The sequence below is a fragment of the Pseudonocardia abyssalis genome, assembly GCF_019263705.2.
In the GTDB taxonomy this organism is placed as follows: Bacteria; Actinomycetota; Actinomycetes; order Mycobacteriales; family Pseudonocardiaceae; genus Pseudonocardia; species Pseudonocardia abyssalis.
Window position 1 is genome coordinate 3,030,192 of sequence record NZ_JADQDK010000001.1, and the last position, 18,710, is coordinate 3,048,901.

Sequence of the window (18,710 nt, forward strand, 5' to 3'; positions counted from 1 at the left end):
GCTAGGCGGTCGCCCGCCCCGTCAGGTGGGCGACCGCGTCGGCCAGCGCGATCTCGACGCGCTCGCCGCTGCGGCGGTCCTTGACCTCGATCACGCCGGTGGCGAGCCCGCGGCCGGCGACGACGATCGTCGGCACGCCGACCAGCTCCGCGTCGGCGAACTTGACGCCCGGCGAGGCCTTGCGGTCGTCGAGCAGGACGCGCAGCCCGGCGGCCTCCAGGTCGGTGGCCAGCGCGGCGCCGCCGGTCGCGATCTCCTCGCTCTTGCCCGCGACGACGACGTGCACGTCGTACGGCGAGACGGCGGCCGGCCACAGCAGGCCCGAGTCGTCGTGGTTCTGCTCGGCGATCACCGCGACGAGCCGCGAGACGCCGATGCCGTAGGACCCCATCGTGATGCGGACGGGCTTCGAGTCCGGGCCCAGCGCGTCGAGCTGCGCGGCGTCGGCGTACTTGCGGCCGAGCTGGAACACGTGCCCGATCTCGATGCCGCGCGCGGCCGACAGCGGGCCGGACCCGTCGGGGGCCGGGTCGCCCTCGCGGACCTCGGCGGCCTCGATCGTGCCGTCGGGGGTGAAGTCGCGGCCCGCGACGAGGTCGACGACGTGGTGGTCGGCCTTGTCGGCGCCGGTGACCCACGCGGTGCCGGTGACGACGCGGGGGTCGACGAGGTAGCGCACGCCGTTGGCGGCCAGCGACACCGGCCCGATGTAGCCCTTCACGAGGAACGCGTTCTTCGCGAAGTCGGTGTCGGTGAGCAGCACCACCTCGGCGGGCTCCAGCGCGGCCTCCAGCCGCTTCATGTCGACCTCGCGGTCACCGGGCACGCCGACGCCGAGCAGCGTCCACTCCTGCTCCCCGGGGTTGCGGGTCTTGACCAGCACGTTCTTGAGGGTGTCGGCCGCGGTGAACGTGCGGTCCAGACCGGCACCGTTGAGGAAGTCGACGAGCGACTCGATCGTCGGGGTGTTCGGGGTGTGGTGCGCCTGCGCCTCGGGCAGCCCGTCGAGCGGGATCTCCGCGGGCACCGTCGTGGTGACGGCCTCGACGTTGGCCGCGTAGCCGCCCGGACTCTGGACGAAGGTGTCCTCGCCGGTGGGTGCGACCGCCAGGAACTCCTCCGACGCCGACCCGCCCATCGCGCCCGAGGTGGCCGCGACGACGACGTACTCCAACCCGAGCCGGTCGAAGATCTTCACGTAGGCCGCGCGGTGGTTGCGGTAGGACTCCGACAGGCCCTCGTCGGTGAGGTCGAAGGAGTAGGAGTCCTTCATGAGGAACTCGCGCCCGCGCAGGATGCCCGCGCGGGGTCGCGCCTCGTCGCGGTACTTGTTCTGGATCTGGTACAGCGTGACGGGGTAGTCCTTGTACGAGCCGTACTCACCCTTGACGACCTGCGTGAACAGCTCCTCGTGCGTGGGGCCGAGGAGGTAGTCGTTGCCGCGGCGGTCCTTGAGCCGGAACAGGTTCGGGCCGTACTCGGTCCAGCGGCCGGTGGCCTCGTAGGGCTCGCGGGGCAGCAGCGCGGGCAGCTGGATCTCCTGGGCGCCGATGGCGTCCATCTCCTCGCGCACGATCTGCTCGACCGCGCGCAGCACCTTCAGCCCCAGCGGCAGCCAGGTGTAGATCCCCGGGGCGACGCGACGCACGTAGCCGGCGCGGACGAGCAGCTTGTGGCTCGGTACCTCCGCGTCGGCCGGGTCATCGCGCAGGGTCCGGAGGAACAACGTCGACATCCTGGTCAGCACCCGGATCAGCGTAGCGACGCTCCCCCGGACCCGTCGTGCCGGTATCTCGCCTTAACCCACGGGCGGCCGCCGCGCCGTAACCTTTCCCCTCGCACGTGCGACAGAGCGAACGGACAGCGACCAGCCCGAGTGCGGAGCGCCGATGATCTCCCGACAGTTCGGCCAGTACGTCGTGCAGGACCTGCTCGGATCGGGCGGCATGGGCGAGGTCTACCGCGCCCACGACACCCGTCGCGACCGCGAGGTCGCGCTCAAGCTGCTGCCCGAGCTGTTCTCCGGCGACGAGGAGTACACGCGCCGGTTCCGCCGGGAGTCCCACGTCGCCGCCCGGCTGCGCGAGCCGCACGTCATCCCGATCCACGACTTCGGCGAGATCGACGGCCGGCTGTTCATCGACATGCGCCTGGTCGACGGCCGCGACATCGGGCAGATCCTGACCGAGGACGGCGCGCTCCCGCCCACCCGTGCGGTCCACATCATCAGCCAGATCGCCGAGGCGCTGGACGCCGCACACGCCGACGGACTGGTGCACCGCGACGTCAAGCCGTCCAACGTGCTCGTGACCGCGAACGACTTCGTCTACGTCGTCGACTTCGGCATCGCCCGGTCCATCGGCACGGCCCGCACCTCGCTGACGATGACCGGCGCGACCATCGGCACGCTCGACTACATGGCGCCCGAGCGCTTCTCCAACCAGCCGGTCGACTGCCGCGCCGACGTCTACTCGCTGGCCTGCCTGCTCTACGAGTGCCTCACCGCCACCCGGCCGTTCGCCGGTGAGGACCTGCCCGCGCTGATGTACGCCCACCTGTTCACCGACCCCCCGACGCCCAGCACGCTGAGCCGGACCGTCCTGCCCGCGCTCGACGTTGTCGTCGCGCGGGGCATGGCCAAGCGGCCCGACGACCGGTTCGAGTCGGCGGGAGCGTTCGCCGCCGCGGCGCGGGCCGCCGTCGGGTCGGGGTCGTCGGACGGGACGGCCACCGTGGTGCACGCGCGCCCGCAGGTCGCACCGGTCACGCCGACCGTGCGGACCGCGCCGTCGGGTCCCGGCCGGATGCTGCCCGTCGAGTCGCTGGGGCTCGCGTCGGCCGACGGGAAGCACCGGTCGTCGGACCCCCTGCCCACCGACGATCCCGCCCCCGCGCGGCCGCGGCGCAGCCCCCTGCTGATCGGGCTCGGCGCACTCGTCGTGGTCTCGCTGGTCGCGCTCGTCCTCACCGTGGTCCGGGTCTTCGGACCGGGGGCGACCGCGGACGCCGGGCCGACGGCCGCGCCGGTGCCCGAGGTCGAGGCGGTCCGGATCCGGGCCGCCGTCGCGATCCCGTCGGTGCTCGGCACGTTCCCCGGCGGCGCCACCCCCGGCTACGTCCACGTGACGCCCAACGGCCGCTTCGCCTACATCTGCAACCGCAACGCGGGCGTGGTGACGGTGTTCGACACGACCATCAACAGCATCACGGCGACGATCCCGGTCCCCGCGGGCCCGCCCCGGTTCGTGTCGTTCTCCCCCGACGGGTCACAGGCCTACCTGAGCGTCTACAACGACGACTTCACGATCAACTTCGTCTCGGTCCTCGACACCGCCTCCAACGAGATCGTCGCGACGATCCCGGTCGGGAAGCGGCCGTTCGCGTCGTCGACGAACCCCGACGGGAGCCTGCTCTACGTCCCCAGCCACGACGACGGCCGCGTCGACGTCATCGACCTCGCCGCGGGGTCGGTCCGCCAGGAGATCGACGTGGCCCCCAACCCGCACTGGGTGGCGTTCGGCCGCGACGGGCGGTTCTTCTACACCGCCAACCACGAGTCCGGTCTCCTGTCCGTGATCGACGCCGCGACCAGCGCCGTCGTCGCGGAGATCCCCGTCGGCACGTCCCCGCACAGCACCGCCGTGTCACCGGACGGCACCCGCGTCGCCGTCGTCAACTACGGCAGCAACGACGTGTACGTGATCGACACGGCGACCAACGCGGTCGTGGCGACCGTGCCGGTCGGGCGGGCCCCGCAGGACATCGCCTACTCGCCGGACGGCCGCTTCTTCTACACCGCGAACGTCGACGACGACACCATCAGCGTCGTCAACACCGCGACGGACGCCGTCTCGGCGACCATCCCGACGGGCGACGGGCCGTCGAGCATCTCGGTGCTGCCCGACGGGTCCCGGGCCTACGTCTCGCTGCTCAACGCCGGGGAGATCATGGTCCTCGACACCGCCGCCACGTGAGCCCCGACCCGACGCAGATCGCGGGCTACCGCCTGATCCGGCGCATCGGGCGGGGCGGGATGAGCACGGTCTACCTCGCCGAGCACGTGCACCTGCACCGGCACGTCGCCCTGAAGGTCCTCGACCCCGAGTTCGCGTCGAACCCCACCTTCCGGACCCGGTTCGCGCGCGAGTCCCAGATCGTCGCCGAGCTGGAGCACCCGCACATCGTCCCGGTCTACGACGCGGGCGAGGCGGACGGTCTGCTGTTCCTCGTCATGCGCTACGTCGAACAGGGCGACCTGCGCGACCTGCTCGCGGCGGGCGACCCGCTGCACCACGACCGGCTGCGGGTGCTGGTCGACCAGCTCGCGGGGGCCCTCGGGGTCGCCCACGACGCCGGGCTGGTGCACCGCGACATCAAGCCGGCGAACGTGCTGTCCGCCACCGGCGCCCGCGGCGGCGACCACTTCTACCTGAGCGACTTCGGGATCACCAAGCGCGCCACGTCCGGCCCGCCCCTCACCGCGACCGGGCAGGTACTGGGCTCGGTCGACTTCATCGCGCCGGAGCAGATCGCGGGCCGGCCGCTGGACCGCCGGACCGACGTCTACGCGTTCGGCGGGCTGGTCTACCAGTGCCTGACCGGCCACCTGCCGTTCGAGCGCGACCACGAGCTGGCCGTGCTCCTCGCGCACGTCCGGGAGGACCCGCTGCCCCCGTCGACGCACCGTCCCGAGCTCCCGCCCGAGGTGGACGCGGTGCTGGCCCGGGTCCTGTCCAAGGACCCGGACGCCCGCCCGGCCACTGCACGCGACTTCGCCGACGAGCTGGTCGCGGCCCTGAACGCGAAGCCCGGACCGGCCCCCCGGCCCGTGCCGGGGTCCACGGCCGCGATGGTCGTGCCGGTGACCGCGGAGACCGACGCCGGCGCGGAGGAGGAGCCCCCCGCCGGCGGGGCACCGGCTGCCGAGGAACCGGCAGCCGGGACACCCCCGGCCGAGGGACCCGCAGCCGGGGGACCCCCGAGCGACACGGAGCCCCCGACCGACACGGAGCCCCCGACCGTCGAGGAGTCCCCGACCGTCGAGGAGCCCGCGACCGTCGAGGAGCCCGCGACCGTCGAGGAGCCCGCCGCCACCCCGGACGCCGCCGCCCCCGGGAGCGAGGCGGCGACCCGCCGGATGCCGGTGCCCGACCGCCGCGCGCGACCCGCCGCACCCGGCCCCGTCACGACGTTCGCCCCGCCCCCGACCGACGTGCCCCCGGAGACGGGGAACCCGCGGTCCGTTGCCGACCCGGCCCGCGGCCGGCCGAACGAGCGGCGGTGGATCGTCCTGCTCGCGGTGCTGGCCGTCCTGCTGATCGCCGCCACGGTCGTCGTCGCCCTCGCCGGGGCACGCTGAGGGCGATCAGGACTCCAGCAGTTCCGCGATCATCGTCCCGACGGCGTCGGCCTCGATGAGGAACCCGTCGTGGCCGTAGGGGGACTCGATGATCCGCGCCGGGCCGGAGCCCGGGATCCCGGCGGCCAGCTCGGCCTGCTGCGCCGGCGGGTAGAGCCGGTCGGAGCTGATGCCGACCACCGTCGTCCTCGCCCGCACCCCGGCCAGCCCGGCGGCGACCCCGCCGCGGCCCCGGCCCACGTCGTGGGCGTTCATCATCTCGGTCAGCCGCACGTAGGAGCCCGCATCGAAGCGTCGTACGAGCTTCGCGGCGTGGTGGTCGAGGTAGCTCTCCACCGCGTACCGGCCGCCGTGCCAGGGGTCCTCGTCGTCCTGTGCGTCACGGCCGAAGCGCTCGGCCAGCTCGAACCCGCTGCGGTAGCTCAGGTGCGCGATCCGCCGCGCGATACCCAGGCCCACGTGCGGGCCCTCCCCGGGGGCGGCGTCGTGGTAGTCGCCGCCGCGCCAACCCGCGTCGGCCCGGATCGCCGCGATCTGGGGCGACGCCCAGCCGATCTGGTCGGCCGAGGTCGCCGCGGGCCCGGCCAGCAGGCCCAGTCGCCGCACGCGGTCGGGCTCCATCGCGGCCCACTCCAGCGCGCGCATCGCCCCCATCGACCCGCCGACGACGCACTCCCACGTGTCGACGCCCAGCTCGTCGGCGAGCACGGTCTCCGCCGCCACCGCGTCGCGCGGTGTCAGCACCGGGAACCGGCTCCCCCACGGCCGCCCGTCGGGCGCCGGACTGGACGGCCCCGTGCTGCCCTGGCAGCCACCGAGGACGTTGGGCGCCACGATGAACCAGCGGGCCGGGTCGAGCGGGCGGCCCGGGCCGACGAGCGTGTCCCACCACCCGGACGTCGGGTGCCCCGGACCGGCCGGGCCGGTGACGTGGCTGTCGCCGGTGAGGGCGTGCAGCACGAGGACCGCGTTGGAGCGGTCGGGGGCGAGCTCGCCCCACGTCTCGTAGGCCAGCCGGACGTCGGGGAGCTCAGTGCCGGACTCGACACGGAGGGAGGCGGGCGACGTCCAACGCCGTCGGCCGGGCGGGTCCCCCTCCCGCCACGCACCGGTGGCGGGAGAGGGGTCGAGAGTCGTCGTCACGCGTCGATCATGCGCCCTTCGCCGCGCGGAAGCCCGCCTCGAGGTCGGCCTTGAGGTCCTCGACGTGCTCGAGGCCCACCGACAGGCGGACGAGGCCCGGCGTGACGCCGGTGGCGGCCTGCTCCTCCGGGGTGAGCTGGCTGTGGGTGGTGCTGGCCGGGTGGATCACGAGGCTGCGCACGTCGCCGATGTTGGCGAGGTGGCTGTGCAGCTCGAGGGCGTCGACGAACTTCTTGCCCGCCTCGACACCACCGACGATGTCGAACGCGACGATCGCACCGGCACCGCGCGGCAGGTACTTCTGCGCGGCGGCGTGGAACGGGCTCGACGGCAGGCCGGCGTAGTAGACGGTCTCGACCTCGTCGCGCGCCTCGAGCCACTCCGCCAGCGTCTGCGCGTTGGACGTGTGACGCTCCATGCGCAGCGACAGCGTCTCGATGCCCTGGATGATCAGGAAGCTGTTGAGCGGGGCGATGGCCGGGCCGATGTCGCGCAGCAACTGCACGCGCAGCTTGATCGCGTACGCGATCGGGCCGACGGCGTCGGTGAAGACGGCGCCGTGGTAGCTGGGGTCGGGCGTGGTGAGGCCGGGGAAGCGCTCGGAGTGCTCGGTCCACGGGAAGGTCCCCGAGTCGACGATGACGCCGCCGATCGCGGTGCCGTGCCCGCCCAGGAACTTGGTGGCCGAGTGGATGACGATGTCGGCGCCGTGCTCGATCGGGCGCAGCAGGAACGGCGTGGGCACCGTGTTGTCGACGAGCAGCGGCAGGCCGAGCTCGTGGGCCACGTCCGCGACGGCGCGGATGTCGAGCACGTTGTTGCGCGGGTTGCCCACGGTCTCGCCGAAGAACAGCTTGGTGTTCGGGCGGACGGCGCCGCGCCACGCGTCGAGGTCGTCGGGGTCGACGAACGACACCTCGATGCCGAGCTTCGGCAGCGTGTAGTGGAACAGGTTGTACGTGCCGCCGTAGAGCGCGGCGCTGGAGACGATGTGGTCGCCCGCCTCCGCGATGTTGAGGATCGCCAGCGTGGTTGCCGACTGGCCGGACGCCGTGGCGACGGCCGCGGCACCGCCCTCGAGCGCCGCGATGCGCTGCTCCAGCACGTCCTGCGTCGGGTTCATGATCCGCGTGTAGATGTTGCCGAACTCGGCCAGGCCGAACAGCGCGGCGGCGTGGTCGGTGTCGCGGAACTGGTACGCGGTGGTCTGGTAGATCGGGGTGGCCCGGGCGCCCGTGGTGGGGTCGGGGGCGGCACCGGCGTGGACCTGCTTGGTCTCGAAGGACCAGGATTCGGACATACGTGTCTCCAGAGAACGAGATGAGAGGACGTGCGGACTCGGTCAGCGGCCGGGTCGACAGGCCGCGCTCGTGACGCGCATGTAGTCCACATGCCGACGGGTCACGAGGGGGATCACGGGGGTGACCGTAACGGGGTCGCCACGAGGGCACAACGCCACGTCCGGCTACCGTCCCCGTCGTGCTCGTGCTGCTCCCGCCGTCGGAGACCAAGATCCACGGCGGCGACGGCCCGCCGCTGCGGTTGGACGCCCTGAACCATCCCGAGCTGGGCCCGCTCCGCGCGGAGCTGGTCGATGCCGTGGTCGCCCTGGCCGCCGACCTGGACGCCTCCCGCGCGGCGCTCGGCCTGTCCCCGAAGCAGGACGACGAGGTCACGCGCAACGCCGCGCTCCGCACCAGCCCCACGACGCCCGCACTGCACCGCTACACCGGCGTCCTCTACGACGCGCTCGACGTCCGGTCCCTGCGCGGGGCGGCCGCGGGCCGGGCCCGCGAGCGCCTCGCCGTCGCCTCGGCACTGTTCGGCCTGGTGCGCGCCGACGACCCGATCCCGGCCTACCGGCTCTCCGCGGGCTCGGCCCTGCCCGGGCGCGGCACGCTCGCCGCGGCGTGGAAGCCGCTCCTCGAACCGGTGCTGCGCACGATCGCCGACGGGGAGCTGGTCGTCGACCTGCGCTCCGGCTCCTACGCCGCGTTCGCCCGCGTGCCCGGGGCCGTCGACGTGGACGTGCTGGCCGAGCGCCCGGACGGCACCCGCACGGTGATCAGCCACTTCAACAAGGCGCACAAGGGACGGCTCGCCCGGTTGCTCGCCGGGACGCGCGCGGAACCCGTCGACGCCGCCGCGGTGGCCGCGATCGCCCGGCGTGCCGGGATGCGCGTCGAGCGACCGGGCCCCGCGGTGCTGCACGTGATCGTGCCGGCCTGAGAGCCGGCCGATCGCTCAGCCGATCTCGATGACGACCTTGCCGCGGGCGTGGCCCGCCTCGACCGCCGCCAGCGCGGAGCCCGCGTCGTCGAGGGGGAAGACCTCGCCGACGTGCGAGTCGATCTTCCCCTGCGCCACGAGCGCCACCACCGCGTCGAGCACGGTCGAGGTGCCGTCGCGCTCGATCAGCACGCCGCCGACCTCCGCCGCCGTGCCGGGGTCGCCCGCGGTGACGATCCTCGACCGGTCGCCGGCCAGCTCGGCCACCGCACGCAGCGCGTCGCCGCCCACGAGGTCGAGGATCGCGTCGACGCCCTCGGGCAGGATCTGGCGGACGCGCTCGGCCACCCCGTCGCCCGAGGGCACCAGGATCGCGCCGAGGGACTCGACGAGCACCCGCTTGTCCTCCGAGGCCGTGCCGACGACGGTGATGTCGCGGTCGCGCGCGAGCTGGGCCGCCACCACCCCGACTCCCCCGCCGATGCCGTTGATCAGCAGCGTCGCGCCGGCGTCGAGCTTGAGCTGCGCGAGGCCGTCGTACGCGGTGGCCGCGGCGATCGGGAGCACCGCCGCGGCGGTGAACGGCAGTCCGCCGGGCTTCTTCGCCGTCGCCGCGGCGCTGAGCAGCGCCTGCTCAGCGTAGGCCCCGGACGTCGACGACGTGTTGCCGAAGACCTCGTCGCCGACGGCGAACCCGTCGACGTCCTGCCCGACCGCCTCGACGACCCCGGCGGCCTCACCACCGAGCACCGCGGGCAGGTCGCGTGGCAGGAACTCGCGCAGGAAGCCCTGGCGGATCTTCCAGTCGATCGGGTTCACCCCGGCCGCGCGCACCGCGATGCGCACCTCCGACGGACCCGGCTCGGGCGTCGGGAGCTCCTGGATCTCCTGGTTCTCGGGGCCGCCGTACTGCGTGAACACATATGCCTTCATGCCCGAGCGTGCCCCGTCCCGGCGCCTCCCAATCGTGGCGCGGTTAATCGGTGGCGGTCGGGCGGGCGGATGCGCGAGGGTGAGCGCCGTCCGAGAGGTGAGGAGGTGTGCGTGATGTCCACGACTGTCCTGGACGTGCCGCGCGTCCGTCCGATCCCCGCCCCGCGCTGACTCGCGCCGGGGCGCCTCTCGAGGAGACCCCCGTTGTACGAGCCCGTCCGCAAGCGCCGCCGTGTCGACGACGACGAACCCCGCCGCACCCGCACCGACCTCTCCGCGTTCGACGAGCGGGCCGGTGCCGAACCCGACGGCCCGCCCGAGGGCGACCGCTGGTCCACATGGGACGGAGCCGACCACGGCCCCGATCCGCTGCCGCACTGGGTGATCACCGAGCACGCCGCGGTCGACACCGAGCTCGGCGCACTCAAGTCCGGCAAGGAGGCCGACGTCGGCCTGCTGGAGCGCGCGGTGCCCGGGACCGACCGCAGCGCCGTCATGGCCGTGAAGCGCTACCGCACCGCCGAGCACCGCATGTTCCACCGCGACGCGGGCTACCTGGAGGGCCGCCGCGTGCGGCGCTCCCGGGAGATGCGCGCGATGGCCGGGCGCACCGCGTTCGGCCGCGACATCCTCGCCACACAGTGGGCGGGCGCGGAGTTCGCGGCACTGTCGCTGCTGTGGAGCCACGGTGTGCCCGTCCCCTACCCCGTGCAGTGCTCGGGCACCGAGCTGCTGATGGAGTTCGTGGGCGACCCGGACGGCACCGCAGCCCCGCGGCTCGCGCAGTGCCGCCCGGGCGTCGACGAGCTCTGTGATCTCTGGCACCAGCTCGTCGACGCCCTGCTCGGGCTGGCCCGCCACGGACTCACGCACGGCGACCTCTCCGCCTACAACGTCCTCGTCCACCGCGGCCGGCTCGTACTGATCGACCTGCCGCAGGTCGTGGACGTCGTGGGCAACCCGCAGGGCCCGGAGTTCCTCGCCCGCGACGTGCGGCGGATCGGCGAGTGGTTCACGGCGAAGGGGCTGCCGCCCGAGGTCGGACAGCCCGCCACGCTGCTCGACGAGCTGCTCGTCGCGTCGGGGATGGGAACGTCACAGGGCTAGGTGTCGGCCGGGGCCGGGCCGGGCGGCTAGACTCGATCACGAGCGCCCGGCCCGTCTCTATCGGCCGTCCCCACCAGGGCGCACCCGCAGTACCCATTCAGGGCGCAACGACTGCGCCCGGGCTCGTCCCTCGAGATCTCAGCCGCCGTCATCTCGGCGCTGCTTCTCCGTGCTGACGTGCCACGTCCCGGAGGTTTTCTTACTTGTCTTCCCCCAGCTCTTCTCGCCGTGCGAACTTCTCGTCGGCGAGCTCGCGTCCGCGCCGCTCCGGTGGCGGCGGCGGACGCCCGTCGCCCGGCCGCTCCCGCGGACCGGCGCGCCCCTCGGCGCCGAGCACCCCCGCTCCGCCCGAGGTGCTGTGGACCGTGCCGGAGTCCGGCATGCCCACGTTCGCCCAGCTCGGGCTGCCCGAGCCGGTCGTCAAGGCCCTGGCCGCGGAGGGCTTCACCGAGCCGTTCCCGATCCAGGCCGCCACGCTGCCCGACACGATCGCCGGGCGCGACCTGCTCGGCCGCGGACAGACCGGCTCCGGCAAGACGCTGGCCTTCGGCCTCGCGCTGCTGTCCCGGCTCGCCGGCGGCCGCTCGCAGGCCCGCCGCCCGCGCGGGCTCGTGCTGGTCCCCACCCGCGAGCTGGCGACGCAGGTCGTCGACGCGCTCACCCCGTTCGCCAGGGCGCTCGGGCTCACCACCACATCGGTCGTCGGCGGGATGTCGTTCAACCGGCAGGTCGCCGAGCTCAACCGCGGCATCGACCTGCTGGTCGCCACCCCGGGCCGGCTCACCGACCACACCACGCAGCGCACCTGCGACCTGTCCGGCGTCGAGATCACCGCGATCGACGAGGCCGACCGCATGGCCGACATGGGCTTCCTGCCCCAGGTCCGCAAGATCCTCGACCTGACGCCGGCCGACGGGCAGCGGCTGCTGTTCTCCGCCACGCTCGACGGCGAGGTCGGCACCCTGGTGCGCCAGTACCTGACCGACCCGGTCACCCGGTCGATCGCGTCCTCCACCGCCCAGGTGGAGACGATGGACCACCACGTGCTGCACGTCGACCTGTCGAGCAAGCCCCGCGTGGTCACCGAGATCGCCGCCCGCGACGGCCGCACGATCCTGTTCGTGCGCACCAAGCACGGCGTCGACCGGCTGGTCAAGACGCTGCGCCGCGACGGCATCAACGCCGGCGCGCTGCACGGCGGCAAGGCGCAGAACGCCCGCAACCGCGCGATCGCCGACTTCAAGGACGGGCAGACGCCCGTGCTCGTCGCCACCGACGTCGCCGCCCGCGGCATCCACGTCGACGACGTCTCGCTCGTCGTGCACGTCGACCCGCCTGCCGACCCGAAGGACTACCTGCACCGCGCGGGTCGCACCGCCCGGGCCGGGGACTCCGGCGTCGTCGTCACGATGGTCACGCCGCAGGAGCGCCGCGACGTCGAGCGGCTCACCCGGCTCGCCGGCGTGAAGGCCACGCACACCGACGTCGCTCCCGGCGACGCCGCGCTCTCGAAGGTCACCGGTGCGCGCATCCCGTCCGGGGTGCCCATCATCGAGCCGCCGAAGCCGGCGCAGCAGCCCCGCGGCAGCGGCCGTCGCTCGCGCGGCAGTGCCGCCGGGGCCGGCGCCCCGCGCGGTGGTGGCCGCAGCGGTGGTGGCCGCCCGCGTACCGGCGGACGTCGTTCGGCCGCCTGACCCACCCGCTCGACCACGACGGCGCGGCATCCCGGATCCCGGGGTGCCGCGCCGTCGTCGTGCATGCGCCGAACGGGCGGCGCGGCGACGGGCTCCGGGCGCGCTCGTCGACCATCCTGGGACCGGTGCGCCGGCCCCTGTTCCCCGTTCTCCTGTCCGTCCTGCTGCTCTCCGGGTGTGCCGGGCTCGAGCTCCCCGACCTGTCCTCCTACGACTTCCCGGCGTTGCCGACCACGACCTCGGCCGCCCCGACGGGCGACGCCGCCACCGCTCTCGCCGCCCTGCCGGTGAAGGGCCGGGCGCCGAAGACCGGCTACGGGCGTGAGCAGTTCGGCCAGCGCTGGGCCGACGTCGACCGCGACGGCTGCGACCAGCGCAACCAGGTCCTCGCCCGCGACCTGACCTCGGTCGAGTACAAGCCCGGTACCCACGACTGCGTGGTCCTCTCCGGTGCGCTCCTCGACCCCTACACCGGCGACGGCGTGCCCTTCCTGCGTGGCGAGGCGACGAGTGCCGACGTGCAGATCGACCACGTCGTCGCGCTGTCGAACGCCTGGCAGACCGGCGCGCAGCAGCTCGACGAGGACACCCGCGAGCTGCTCGCGAACGACCCGCTCAACCTGCTCGCCGTCGACGGCCCGACCAACGGCTCCAAGGGCGACGGCGACGCGGCCACCTGGCTCCCCCCCTCGCGCGGCTACCGGTGCGCCTACGTCGCGCGGCAGGTGGCGGTGAAGGCGACCTACGGGCTGTGGGTCACGGCCGCGGAGTCCGAGGCGATCGCCCGGGTGCTCGAGGACTGCCCCGGCGAACCGCTCCCGGTCTCCGCACTGGCCGGCTGAGCGCCGGGCACGGCCTATCGTCGACTCCATGACCACCACCGTGGACGACGCCCTCGACCGGCTCCGCAGGCAGGACGCCGCCATCCCCGCGCCGGGGACCACGCTGAGCATCGCCGAGACGGCCGAGCGCACCGGCGTCACCGCCCACACCCTGCGCTACTACGAGCGCATCGGCCTGATCACGGTCGGCCGCGACGCGTCGGGCTACCGGGCGTACTCCGCGGCCGACTTCGGCCGCGTGGTCTTCCTCAACCGCCTGCGCATGACCGGCATGCCGATCCGGGAGCTGCAGCGTTACGTCGCGCTGGCCGAGGACGGGCCGGTGACGGAGCCCGAGCGGCTGGAGATGCTGGTCGCCCACCGCGAGTCGGTGCTGGCGCAGCTCGCCGAGCTGCAGTTCGCGCTCGACACCGTCGACTTCAAGATCGCGACCTACGGCGGGACCTGCCGGCCCTGACCGCCCTCAGGCCGCCGCGGTGACCCGGTACCCGGGCACGTCCGCGCGGTCGGCGTCGACGACCCGGGTGCCGAGCGGGACCGGCGCGAGACCGGCCATCGTGAACGGTGCCACGCTGCCGAGGGTGCGCACTGTGTCCAGTATGCCCGTTACGGGACGAGTGCCGCGTGCCTCGCGTGCGCCTGCTGGTCGGTGAGCACGGCCACCTGGTCGACCACCACGCGGCGGCGGGCGGCGTCGTCCGGGGCCGCCGCCCAGTCCTCGGCCAGCACCGGGTCGAGCGTGCCCGGTGCCCCGGCGAGCAGGGCGTCGGCCAGCTCGGCGAGCAGCTCGCGCTGTCGCGTCTGCATGGCCAGGCGCTGCGGGTCGCTCATCACGTAGCGCAGGGCCACCGACTTGAGCAGCGCCACCTCCGCGGCGGCGCGGGGCGGTACGACGAGGTCTGCGGCGTAGCGGGCGAGCGGGCCGTCGCCGTGGGCCGCGCGGGTGGCGTCGACGGCGGCGAGGACGAACCGCCCGACCAGGATGCTGGTGAGGCGCTTGAGTGCGATGTGCGCGGAGGAGGTCGCCGTCGACGGGGTGAACCCGCGCACGGCGTCGACGACGGGCAGGGCGAGCAGCACGTCACCGGCCTCGTCGAGGGCGCCGGCGTCGGCCCCGAACATCGTGACGGCGGTGGCGCCCAGCGCGGCCCGCTCGTGCGCGGAGCCGAGGGCCGCGAGGTCGATGCGGCCGGACAGGATGCCGTCCTCGACGTCGTGCACCGAGTAGGCGACGTCGTCGGACCAGTCCATGACCTGCGCCTCGATGCTGCACCGCCCCTCCGGTGCGCCCTCGCGCACCCAGGCGAGCATCGCGGCGTCATCGGCGTAGGCGCCGTACTTCGACGTGCCGGGGCGGCGCTCCCACGGGTACTTCGCCGACGCGTCGAGCGTGGCGCGGGTGAGGTTGAGCCCCGCCGTGACGTCCCCGTGGTCGATCTTGGGTTCGAGCCGGGTGAGGATCCGCAGCGTCTGCGCGTTGCCCTCGAACCCGCCGCACGACGCACCCCACGCGTCGAGCGCGACCTCACCGTTGTGCCCGAACGGCGGGTGCCCGATGTCGTGCGCGAGCCCGGCGGTGTCGACCACGTCGGGGTCGCAGCCCAGCTCCTCGGCGATCCCGCGCCCGATCTGCGCGACCTCCAGGGAGTGCGTGAGCCGGGTGCGCGGCACACCGCTGATCTCGGCGCCCTCCCCCGGCCCCACGACCTGCGTCTTCCCCGCCAGCCGGCGCAGCGCGGCGGAGTGCAGGACGCGCGCGCGGTCGCGGGAGAACGGGGTGCGACGCTCGCTGCCGATCTTGGGCGGCTCGGGGAGCCGGCGTTCGCGGTCGTGGTCCGAGTACCGGTCGTGGTCGGTGTACAAGGTCACCCGAGGCCGGAGTCGGAGCCCGTGTCGACCGACGCGTGCGTCAGCCGGTAGAACAGCAGCGCCGCGGTCTCCCGGAGGATGTAGCGGAACTGCGTCTCGCGCGTCTGCACCGCGGGCCCGCTGCGGGTGGGCGAGCTCCAGGCGTCGAGCCCGGCGTCGCGGGCCATGGTGCGGGCGCGCAGCGAGTGCCACGGGTCGCTGACGACGAGCGCGGTGCTCCAGCCGTCGACCTCGGCGCGGTCGGCCACGGCCTCCAGGCTGCCCAGCGTGTCGGACCCCTCCCCCACCGCGACGATCGCCGACGCCGGGACGCCGCGGTCGATCAGGTACGCGCGACCGGCCTCTGCCTCGGTGAACTCGTCGCCCTCCGCGGAGCCGCCGGTGGTGACGATCAGCGGCGCGACGCCCTCCTCGTAGAGCACCTGGGCGTGTCGCAGCCGCCAGGAGAAGATCGAGCTGGGCTCCCCGTCGTACTGGGCCGCGCCGAGCACGACCACGGCGTCGACGGCGCGGCGGTCGTCGACGCGCGCGACCTGCCACACCCGGAACGCGGTGCCCCCGACGATGAGCACGGCGAACACCAGCGCCCCGACGACGAGCCGCGGGAACCAGCCGGCCCGGCGCCGGGCCGGACCGCCGAGCCGGACCGTCGGCGCCTCGGAACCCGGGGGGCTCATGCGCCGATCCGGCCCGGGGCCGCGGCGAGGGCGGTGCCGGCCCGGCCGCCCCGGGCCGCGACGACCTGCGCGACGATCGACACCGCCGTCTCCGCGGGGGTGCGGGCACCGATGTCGAGACCGACGGGGCCGTGCACGGTGGCCAACTCCTCCTCGGTGACGCCCGAGGCCAGCAGCCGCTCCCGGCGCGCCGACTGCGTGCGCCGCGAGCCGAGCGCGCCGAGGAAGCCGCGGCCGTGGCGCAGGCCGGCGAGCAGCGCGGCGTCGAAGGCGGGGTCGTGGTCGAGCAGCACGAGGACGTCGGCCGCGGTGAACGCCTCGACCGCGGCGACGGTGGCGTCCAGGCCGGACTCCGAGCGCGAGCTCCAGCCCAACAGCGCGGCCTGCGCCGCCAGGGCGTCACCGATCGCGCCCGCGCCCACGACCAGCACCGACGGCACCGGGACCCACAGGTCCAGCAGCAGGTCGCCCGCTTCGGTGGGGATCTGCTCGGTGACGGTGGCGCCGCGGCGCAGCAGCGTGCGGGCGGCGGTGGCGGCGGACTCGTCGAGCGCGTCGGAGCCCAGCGCCCCGGTGACGGTCTCCAGCTCGGGGCCGGTCAGCACGATCGCGGTGGTGCCGTCGGCGGCGGACACGAGCGCCGCGGGCTCGCCGTTCTCCAGCGCCGCTCCCAGCACCTCCGCGTGCCCGGCGGGCAGTGGGTGCCCGAGCAGCGTGGCGCCGCCCGCGCAGGCCAGTCCGGCGTCGAGCGCGGCGGCCTCGGCGACGTGCGCCTCGCGGGTCTGCGGGCCCTGTGCGGAGGCCGCGACCAGCGGCAGCACCGAGTCGTCCAGTGCACCGCGGTAGAGCACGCCCGCCCGCTCACCGGCCGCCGTCCCGACGACCATCTGTCCACTCTCGACGGTGCCGAAACCGTGGCGCTGCAGCACCCGGACCACCCCGACCCCCGAACCGGCGAGGCGACGCAGGGAGGAGCCGAGGTCACGCAGGGAAGCGGTCACGCCGACCAGCGTAGCCACAACCAGCCGCGCGCCTCGGTCAGCCGCACCGCCTCGCCGCGGGTGCGCACGCCGGTCTTCCCGATCGCCGCCGACAGGTGGTTGCGGACGGCGCCCTCGGACAGGTGCAGCGGCCCCACGACGTCGGCGGGACCCGCTCGCTCCGGCGCCGCCCCGACCGGGATCGGGTCGGGGAACGGTCGGGCCCCGCCGGTGCCGTCGCGGGTAGGGCCCGGGTGCTCGTGGGCTGGTCATGGCTCCACGGTGGGCCGCAGTGGCGCGACACACCCGGCTCAGGCCTCACGTGGTGACGGTGAGGGATGTCAGGGGCCGTACCGTGGGGATGATCGCGCGCGGTTCGGGGAACCACCGCCGCGACAGCGACGTTGAACCGGGCGAATCGCCCGAGTTCGGGCCCTCCGAAGACAGGAACCATGGACCCGTCCGACAGTACGTGCACCGTCCTCGCAGGACGGTTCACATGATCAGCACCGTTGCATCCCTCCTCCTCGGCGTCGTCGTCGTCCTCGCGATCACCGCGCTGACCGGCTACTTCGTCGCCCAGGAATTCGGCTACATGGCCGTCGACCGCTCCCGGCTCAAGTCCCGCGCAGCAGCGGGTGACGCCGGTGCGAAGCGGGCACTGGGCATCACCGACCGCACCTCGTTCATGCTCTCCGGTGCGCAGCTCGGCATCACCGTCACCGGCCTGCTGGTCGGGTACGTCGCCGAGCCCCTGATCGGGGCCAGCATCGGCACGCTGCTCGGCGGCGTCGGTGTCCCCCAGGGCGTCGGCATCGCGGTCGGCACCGCGCTGGCGCTGCTCTTCGCCACCGTCGTGCAGATGGTCTTCGGCGAGCTGTTCCCGAAGAACCTCGCCATCTCCCGGCCCGAGCCCGTGGCGCGCGCACTCGCGCTGTCCACCGCGATCTACCTGCGCACGTTCGGCTGGCTCATCCGCATCTTCGACGCGGCCTCGAACCTGCTGCTGCGGGCCCTGCGCATCGAGCCGGTGCACGACGTCGAGCACTCGGCGACGCCGCGCGACCTGGAGGCCATCGTCGACGAGTCGCGCGACAGCGGTGACATCGACGAGGAGCTCTCCGTCCTGCTCGACCGCGTCCTCGACTTCACCGACCGCACGGCCCGCGCCGCGATGATCCCTCGCCCGCGGGTCGCCTCGGTGCAGGCCGACCAGACGGTGGCCGAGCTCGTCGAGATCATGGCGTCGGGGCACTCCCGGCTGCCGGTGCTCGGCGACGGCGCCGACGACGTCGTGGGCGTCATCTGCCTGCGCGACGTCCTCGCGCTGGAGGGCCGCGACCTCACCGCCGTCCGCGTCGCCGACGCCGCCCGCACCGCCGTCATGGTGCCGGCGTCGCTGCCGCTGCCCGCGGTGCTGGAGCGGCTGCGCGAGGCCGACGACGAGTTCGCCTGCGTCGTCGACGAGTACGGCGGCCTGGCCGGCGTCGTCACGATGGAGGACATCGCCGAGGAGCTCATCGGCGAGATCACCGACGAGCACGACCCCGCGGGCCGCGACGCCATCCGCGTCGGCGACGGCGGGTGGACCGTGCCCGGCACCTACAACATCGACGAGGTCGAGCGCCTCGTCGACGCCGACCTGCCCGGTGGGGAGTTCCACACCATCGGCGGGCTGGTCATCGACCGGCTGCAGAAGCTGCCCGAGGTCGGCGACACCGTCGAGCTGGACACCGGTGACCGTCGCCTGACGGCCACCGTGTGCACCGTGGAGCGGCGCGTGCCGGCCACCGTGCGCCTGGCCTTCGTCACCGCCGACGTGACCGTGGACGAGGAGGTGTCGGCATGAGCGAGCTTGCGAGCGAATCATCGACACA

Annotated in this window: 16 protein-coding genes; 8 read left to right on the forward strand and 8 right to left on the reverse strand. The window is 74.0% G+C overall.

Annotated features, from left to right (window positions below):
• Position 1: 1 nt before the first annotated feature.
• Positions 2–1,747, reverse strand: a complete 1,746-nt coding sequence (locus I4I81_RS14690; RefSeq protein ID WP_218605719.1) for a proline--tRNA ligase — start codon at positions 1,745–1,747, stop codon at positions 2–4.
• A 142-nt stretch (positions 1,748–1,889) separates the two neighbouring features.
• Here I4I81_RS14690 and I4I81_RS14695 point away from each other — a divergent pair, with 142 nt between their 5' ends.
• Both I4I81_RS14695 and I4I81_RS14700 read left to right on the forward strand, forming a co-directional pair.
• The gene (locus tag I4I81_RS14695) at positions 1,890–3,974 is read left to right on the forward strand and encodes a protein kinase domain-containing protein (protein WP_218616108.1); all 2,085 of its coding nucleotides are present in this window, start codon (positions 1,890–1,892) and stop codon (positions 3,972–3,974) included.
• Positions 3,971–5,359, forward strand: a complete 1,389-nt coding sequence (locus tag I4I81_RS14700) for a serine/threonine-protein kinase (protein WP_218616109.1) — start codon at positions 3,971–3,973, stop codon at positions 5,357–5,359. Before I4I81_RS14695 ends, I4I81_RS14700 begins: the two co-directional genes overlap by 4 nt.
• 6 nt (positions 5,360–5,365) lie before the next feature.
• On the opposite strand, the gene metX is transcribed toward I4I81_RS14700, so the two are convergent.
• Positions 5,366–6,502: a homoserine O-acetyltransferase MetX gene (gene metX, locus I4I81_RS14705; protein ID WP_218605926.1), complete on the reverse strand. Its 1,137-nt coding sequence runs from the start codon at positions 6,500–6,502 to the stop codon at positions 5,366–5,368.
• Between the two features lie 7 nt (positions 6,503–6,509).
• The gene (locus tag I4I81_RS14710) at positions 6,510–7,802 is read right to left on the reverse strand and encodes a bifunctional o-acetylhomoserine/o-acetylserine sulfhydrylase (RefSeq protein ID WP_218605927.1); all 1,293 of its coding nucleotides are present in this window, start codon (positions 7,800–7,802) and stop codon (positions 6,510–6,512) included.
• A gap of 179 nt (positions 7,803–7,981) precedes the next feature.
• Between I4I81_RS14710 and yaaA the strand changes: the two genes are divergently transcribed.
• Complete coding sequence (gene yaaA / locus I4I81_RS14715; protein ID WP_218605928.1) at positions 7,982–8,731, forward strand: peroxide stress protein YaaA; 750 nt, start codon at positions 7,982–7,984, stop codon at positions 8,729–8,731.
• A gap of 15 nt (positions 8,732–8,746) precedes the next feature.
• Here the strand turns inward: yaaA and I4I81_RS14720 are convergent, their stop codons facing one another.
• Entirely contained in the window at positions 8,747–9,664 is a 918-nt protein-coding gene (locus tag I4I81_RS14720) for an NADP-dependent oxidoreductase (protein ID WP_218616110.1), read from the reverse strand.
• 204 nt (positions 9,665–9,868) lie between these two features.
• Here I4I81_RS14720 and I4I81_RS14725 point away from each other — a divergent pair, with 204 nt between their 5' ends.
• The 4 genes from I4I81_RS14725 to I4I81_RS14740 all read left to right on the forward strand — a co-directional run bounded on the left by I4I81_RS14725 (position 9,869) and on the right by I4I81_RS14740 (position 13,764).
• A complete protein-coding gene (locus I4I81_RS14725; RefSeq protein ID WP_218603045.1) occupies positions 9,869–10,771 on the forward strand; it encodes a serine protein kinase RIO in 903 nt (300 codons plus the stop codon).
• Positions 10,772–11,151: 380 nt separating this feature from the next.
• On the forward strand, positions 11,152–12,465 hold the full coding sequence (locus I4I81_RS14730) for a DEAD/DEAH box helicase (RefSeq protein WP_218603043.1): 1,314 nt from the start codon (positions 11,152–11,154) through the stop codon (positions 12,463–12,465).
• Between the two features lie 125 nt (positions 12,466–12,590).
• Complete coding sequence (locus I4I81_RS14735; protein ID WP_226363939.1) at positions 12,591–13,307, forward strand: HNH endonuclease family protein; 717 nt, start codon at positions 12,591–12,593, stop codon at positions 13,305–13,307.
• A gap of 28 nt (positions 13,308–13,335) precedes the next feature.
• Complete coding sequence (locus I4I81_RS14740; RefSeq protein WP_218603042.1) at positions 13,336–13,764, forward strand: MerR family transcriptional regulator; 429 nt, start codon at positions 13,336–13,338, stop codon at positions 13,762–13,764.
• Positions 13,765–13,913: 149 nt separating this feature from the next.
• Here the strand turns inward: I4I81_RS14740 and I4I81_RS14745 are convergent, their stop codons facing one another.
• The 4 genes from I4I81_RS14745 to I4I81_RS14760 are packed head-to-tail and all read right to left on the reverse strand — an operon-like array spanning position 13,914 to position 16,991.
• Positions 13,914–15,176, reverse strand: a complete 1,263-nt coding sequence (locus I4I81_RS14745) for a deoxyguanosinetriphosphate triphosphohydrolase (protein WP_226363940.1) — start codon at positions 15,174–15,176, stop codon at positions 13,914–13,916.
• The gene (locus I4I81_RS14750) at positions 15,173–15,853 is read right to left on the reverse strand and encodes a YdcF family protein (RefSeq protein ID WP_218603041.1); all 681 of its coding nucleotides are present in this window, start codon (positions 15,851–15,853) and stop codon (positions 15,173–15,175) included. Before I4I81_RS14750 ends, I4I81_RS14745 begins: the two co-directional genes overlap by 4 nt.
• Positions 15,850–16,854: an XdhC family protein gene (locus tag I4I81_RS14755; protein ID WP_226363941.1), complete on the reverse strand. Its 1,005-nt coding sequence runs from the start codon at positions 16,852–16,854 to the stop codon at positions 15,850–15,852. The genes I4I81_RS14750 and I4I81_RS14755 overlap by 4 nt, the downstream gene beginning before the upstream one ends.
• Positions 16,851–16,991 (reverse strand): helix-turn-helix domain-containing protein, encoded by a 141-nt coding sequence (locus I4I81_RS14760; RefSeq protein WP_218603040.1) that lies wholly within the window; start codon positions 16,989–16,991, stop codon positions 16,851–16,853. Before I4I81_RS14760 ends, I4I81_RS14755 begins: the two co-directional genes overlap by 4 nt.
• A gap of 341 nt (positions 16,992–17,332) precedes the next feature.
• On the opposite strand from I4I81_RS14760, the gene I4I81_RS14765 reads away from it, so the two are divergent.
• Positions 17,333–18,682, forward strand: a complete 1,350-nt coding sequence (locus I4I81_RS14765; protein ID WP_218603039.1) for a hemolysin family protein — start codon at positions 17,333–17,335, stop codon at positions 18,680–18,682.
• Positions 18,683–18,710 lie beyond the last annotated feature (28 nt).

Excerpts from the sequence above, each read along its gene's own strand:
- I4I81_RS14730 (WP_218603043.1), top strand. The coding sequence starts at position 11,152 with ATGCCCACGTTCGCCCAGCTCGGGCTGCCCGAGCCGGTCGTCAAGGCC.
- I4I81_RS14695 (WP_218616108.1), top strand. The coding sequence starts at position 1,890 with ATGATCTCCCGACAGTTCGGCCAGTACGTCGTGCAGGACCTGCTCGGA.
- I4I81_RS14720 (WP_218616110.1), bottom strand. The coding sequence starts at position 9,664 with ATGAAGGCATATGTGTTCACGCAGTACGGCGGCCCCGAGAACCAGGAG.
- I4I81_RS14750 (WP_218603041.1), bottom strand. The coding sequence starts at position 15,853 with ATGAGCCCCCCGGGTTCCGAGGCGCCGACGGTCCGGCTCGGCGGTCCG.
- I4I81_RS14710 (WP_218605927.1), bottom strand. The coding sequence starts at position 7,802 with ATGTCCGAATCCTGGTCCTTCGAGACCAAGCAGGTCCACGCCGGTGCC.
- I4I81_RS14765 (WP_218603039.1), top strand. The coding sequence starts at position 17,333 with ATGATCAGCACCGTTGCATCCCTCCTCCTCGGCGTCGTCGTCGTCCTC.
- I4I81_RS14740 (WP_218603042.1), top strand. The coding sequence starts at position 13,336 with ATGACCACCACCGTGGACGACGCCCTCGACCGGCTCCGCAGGCAGGAC.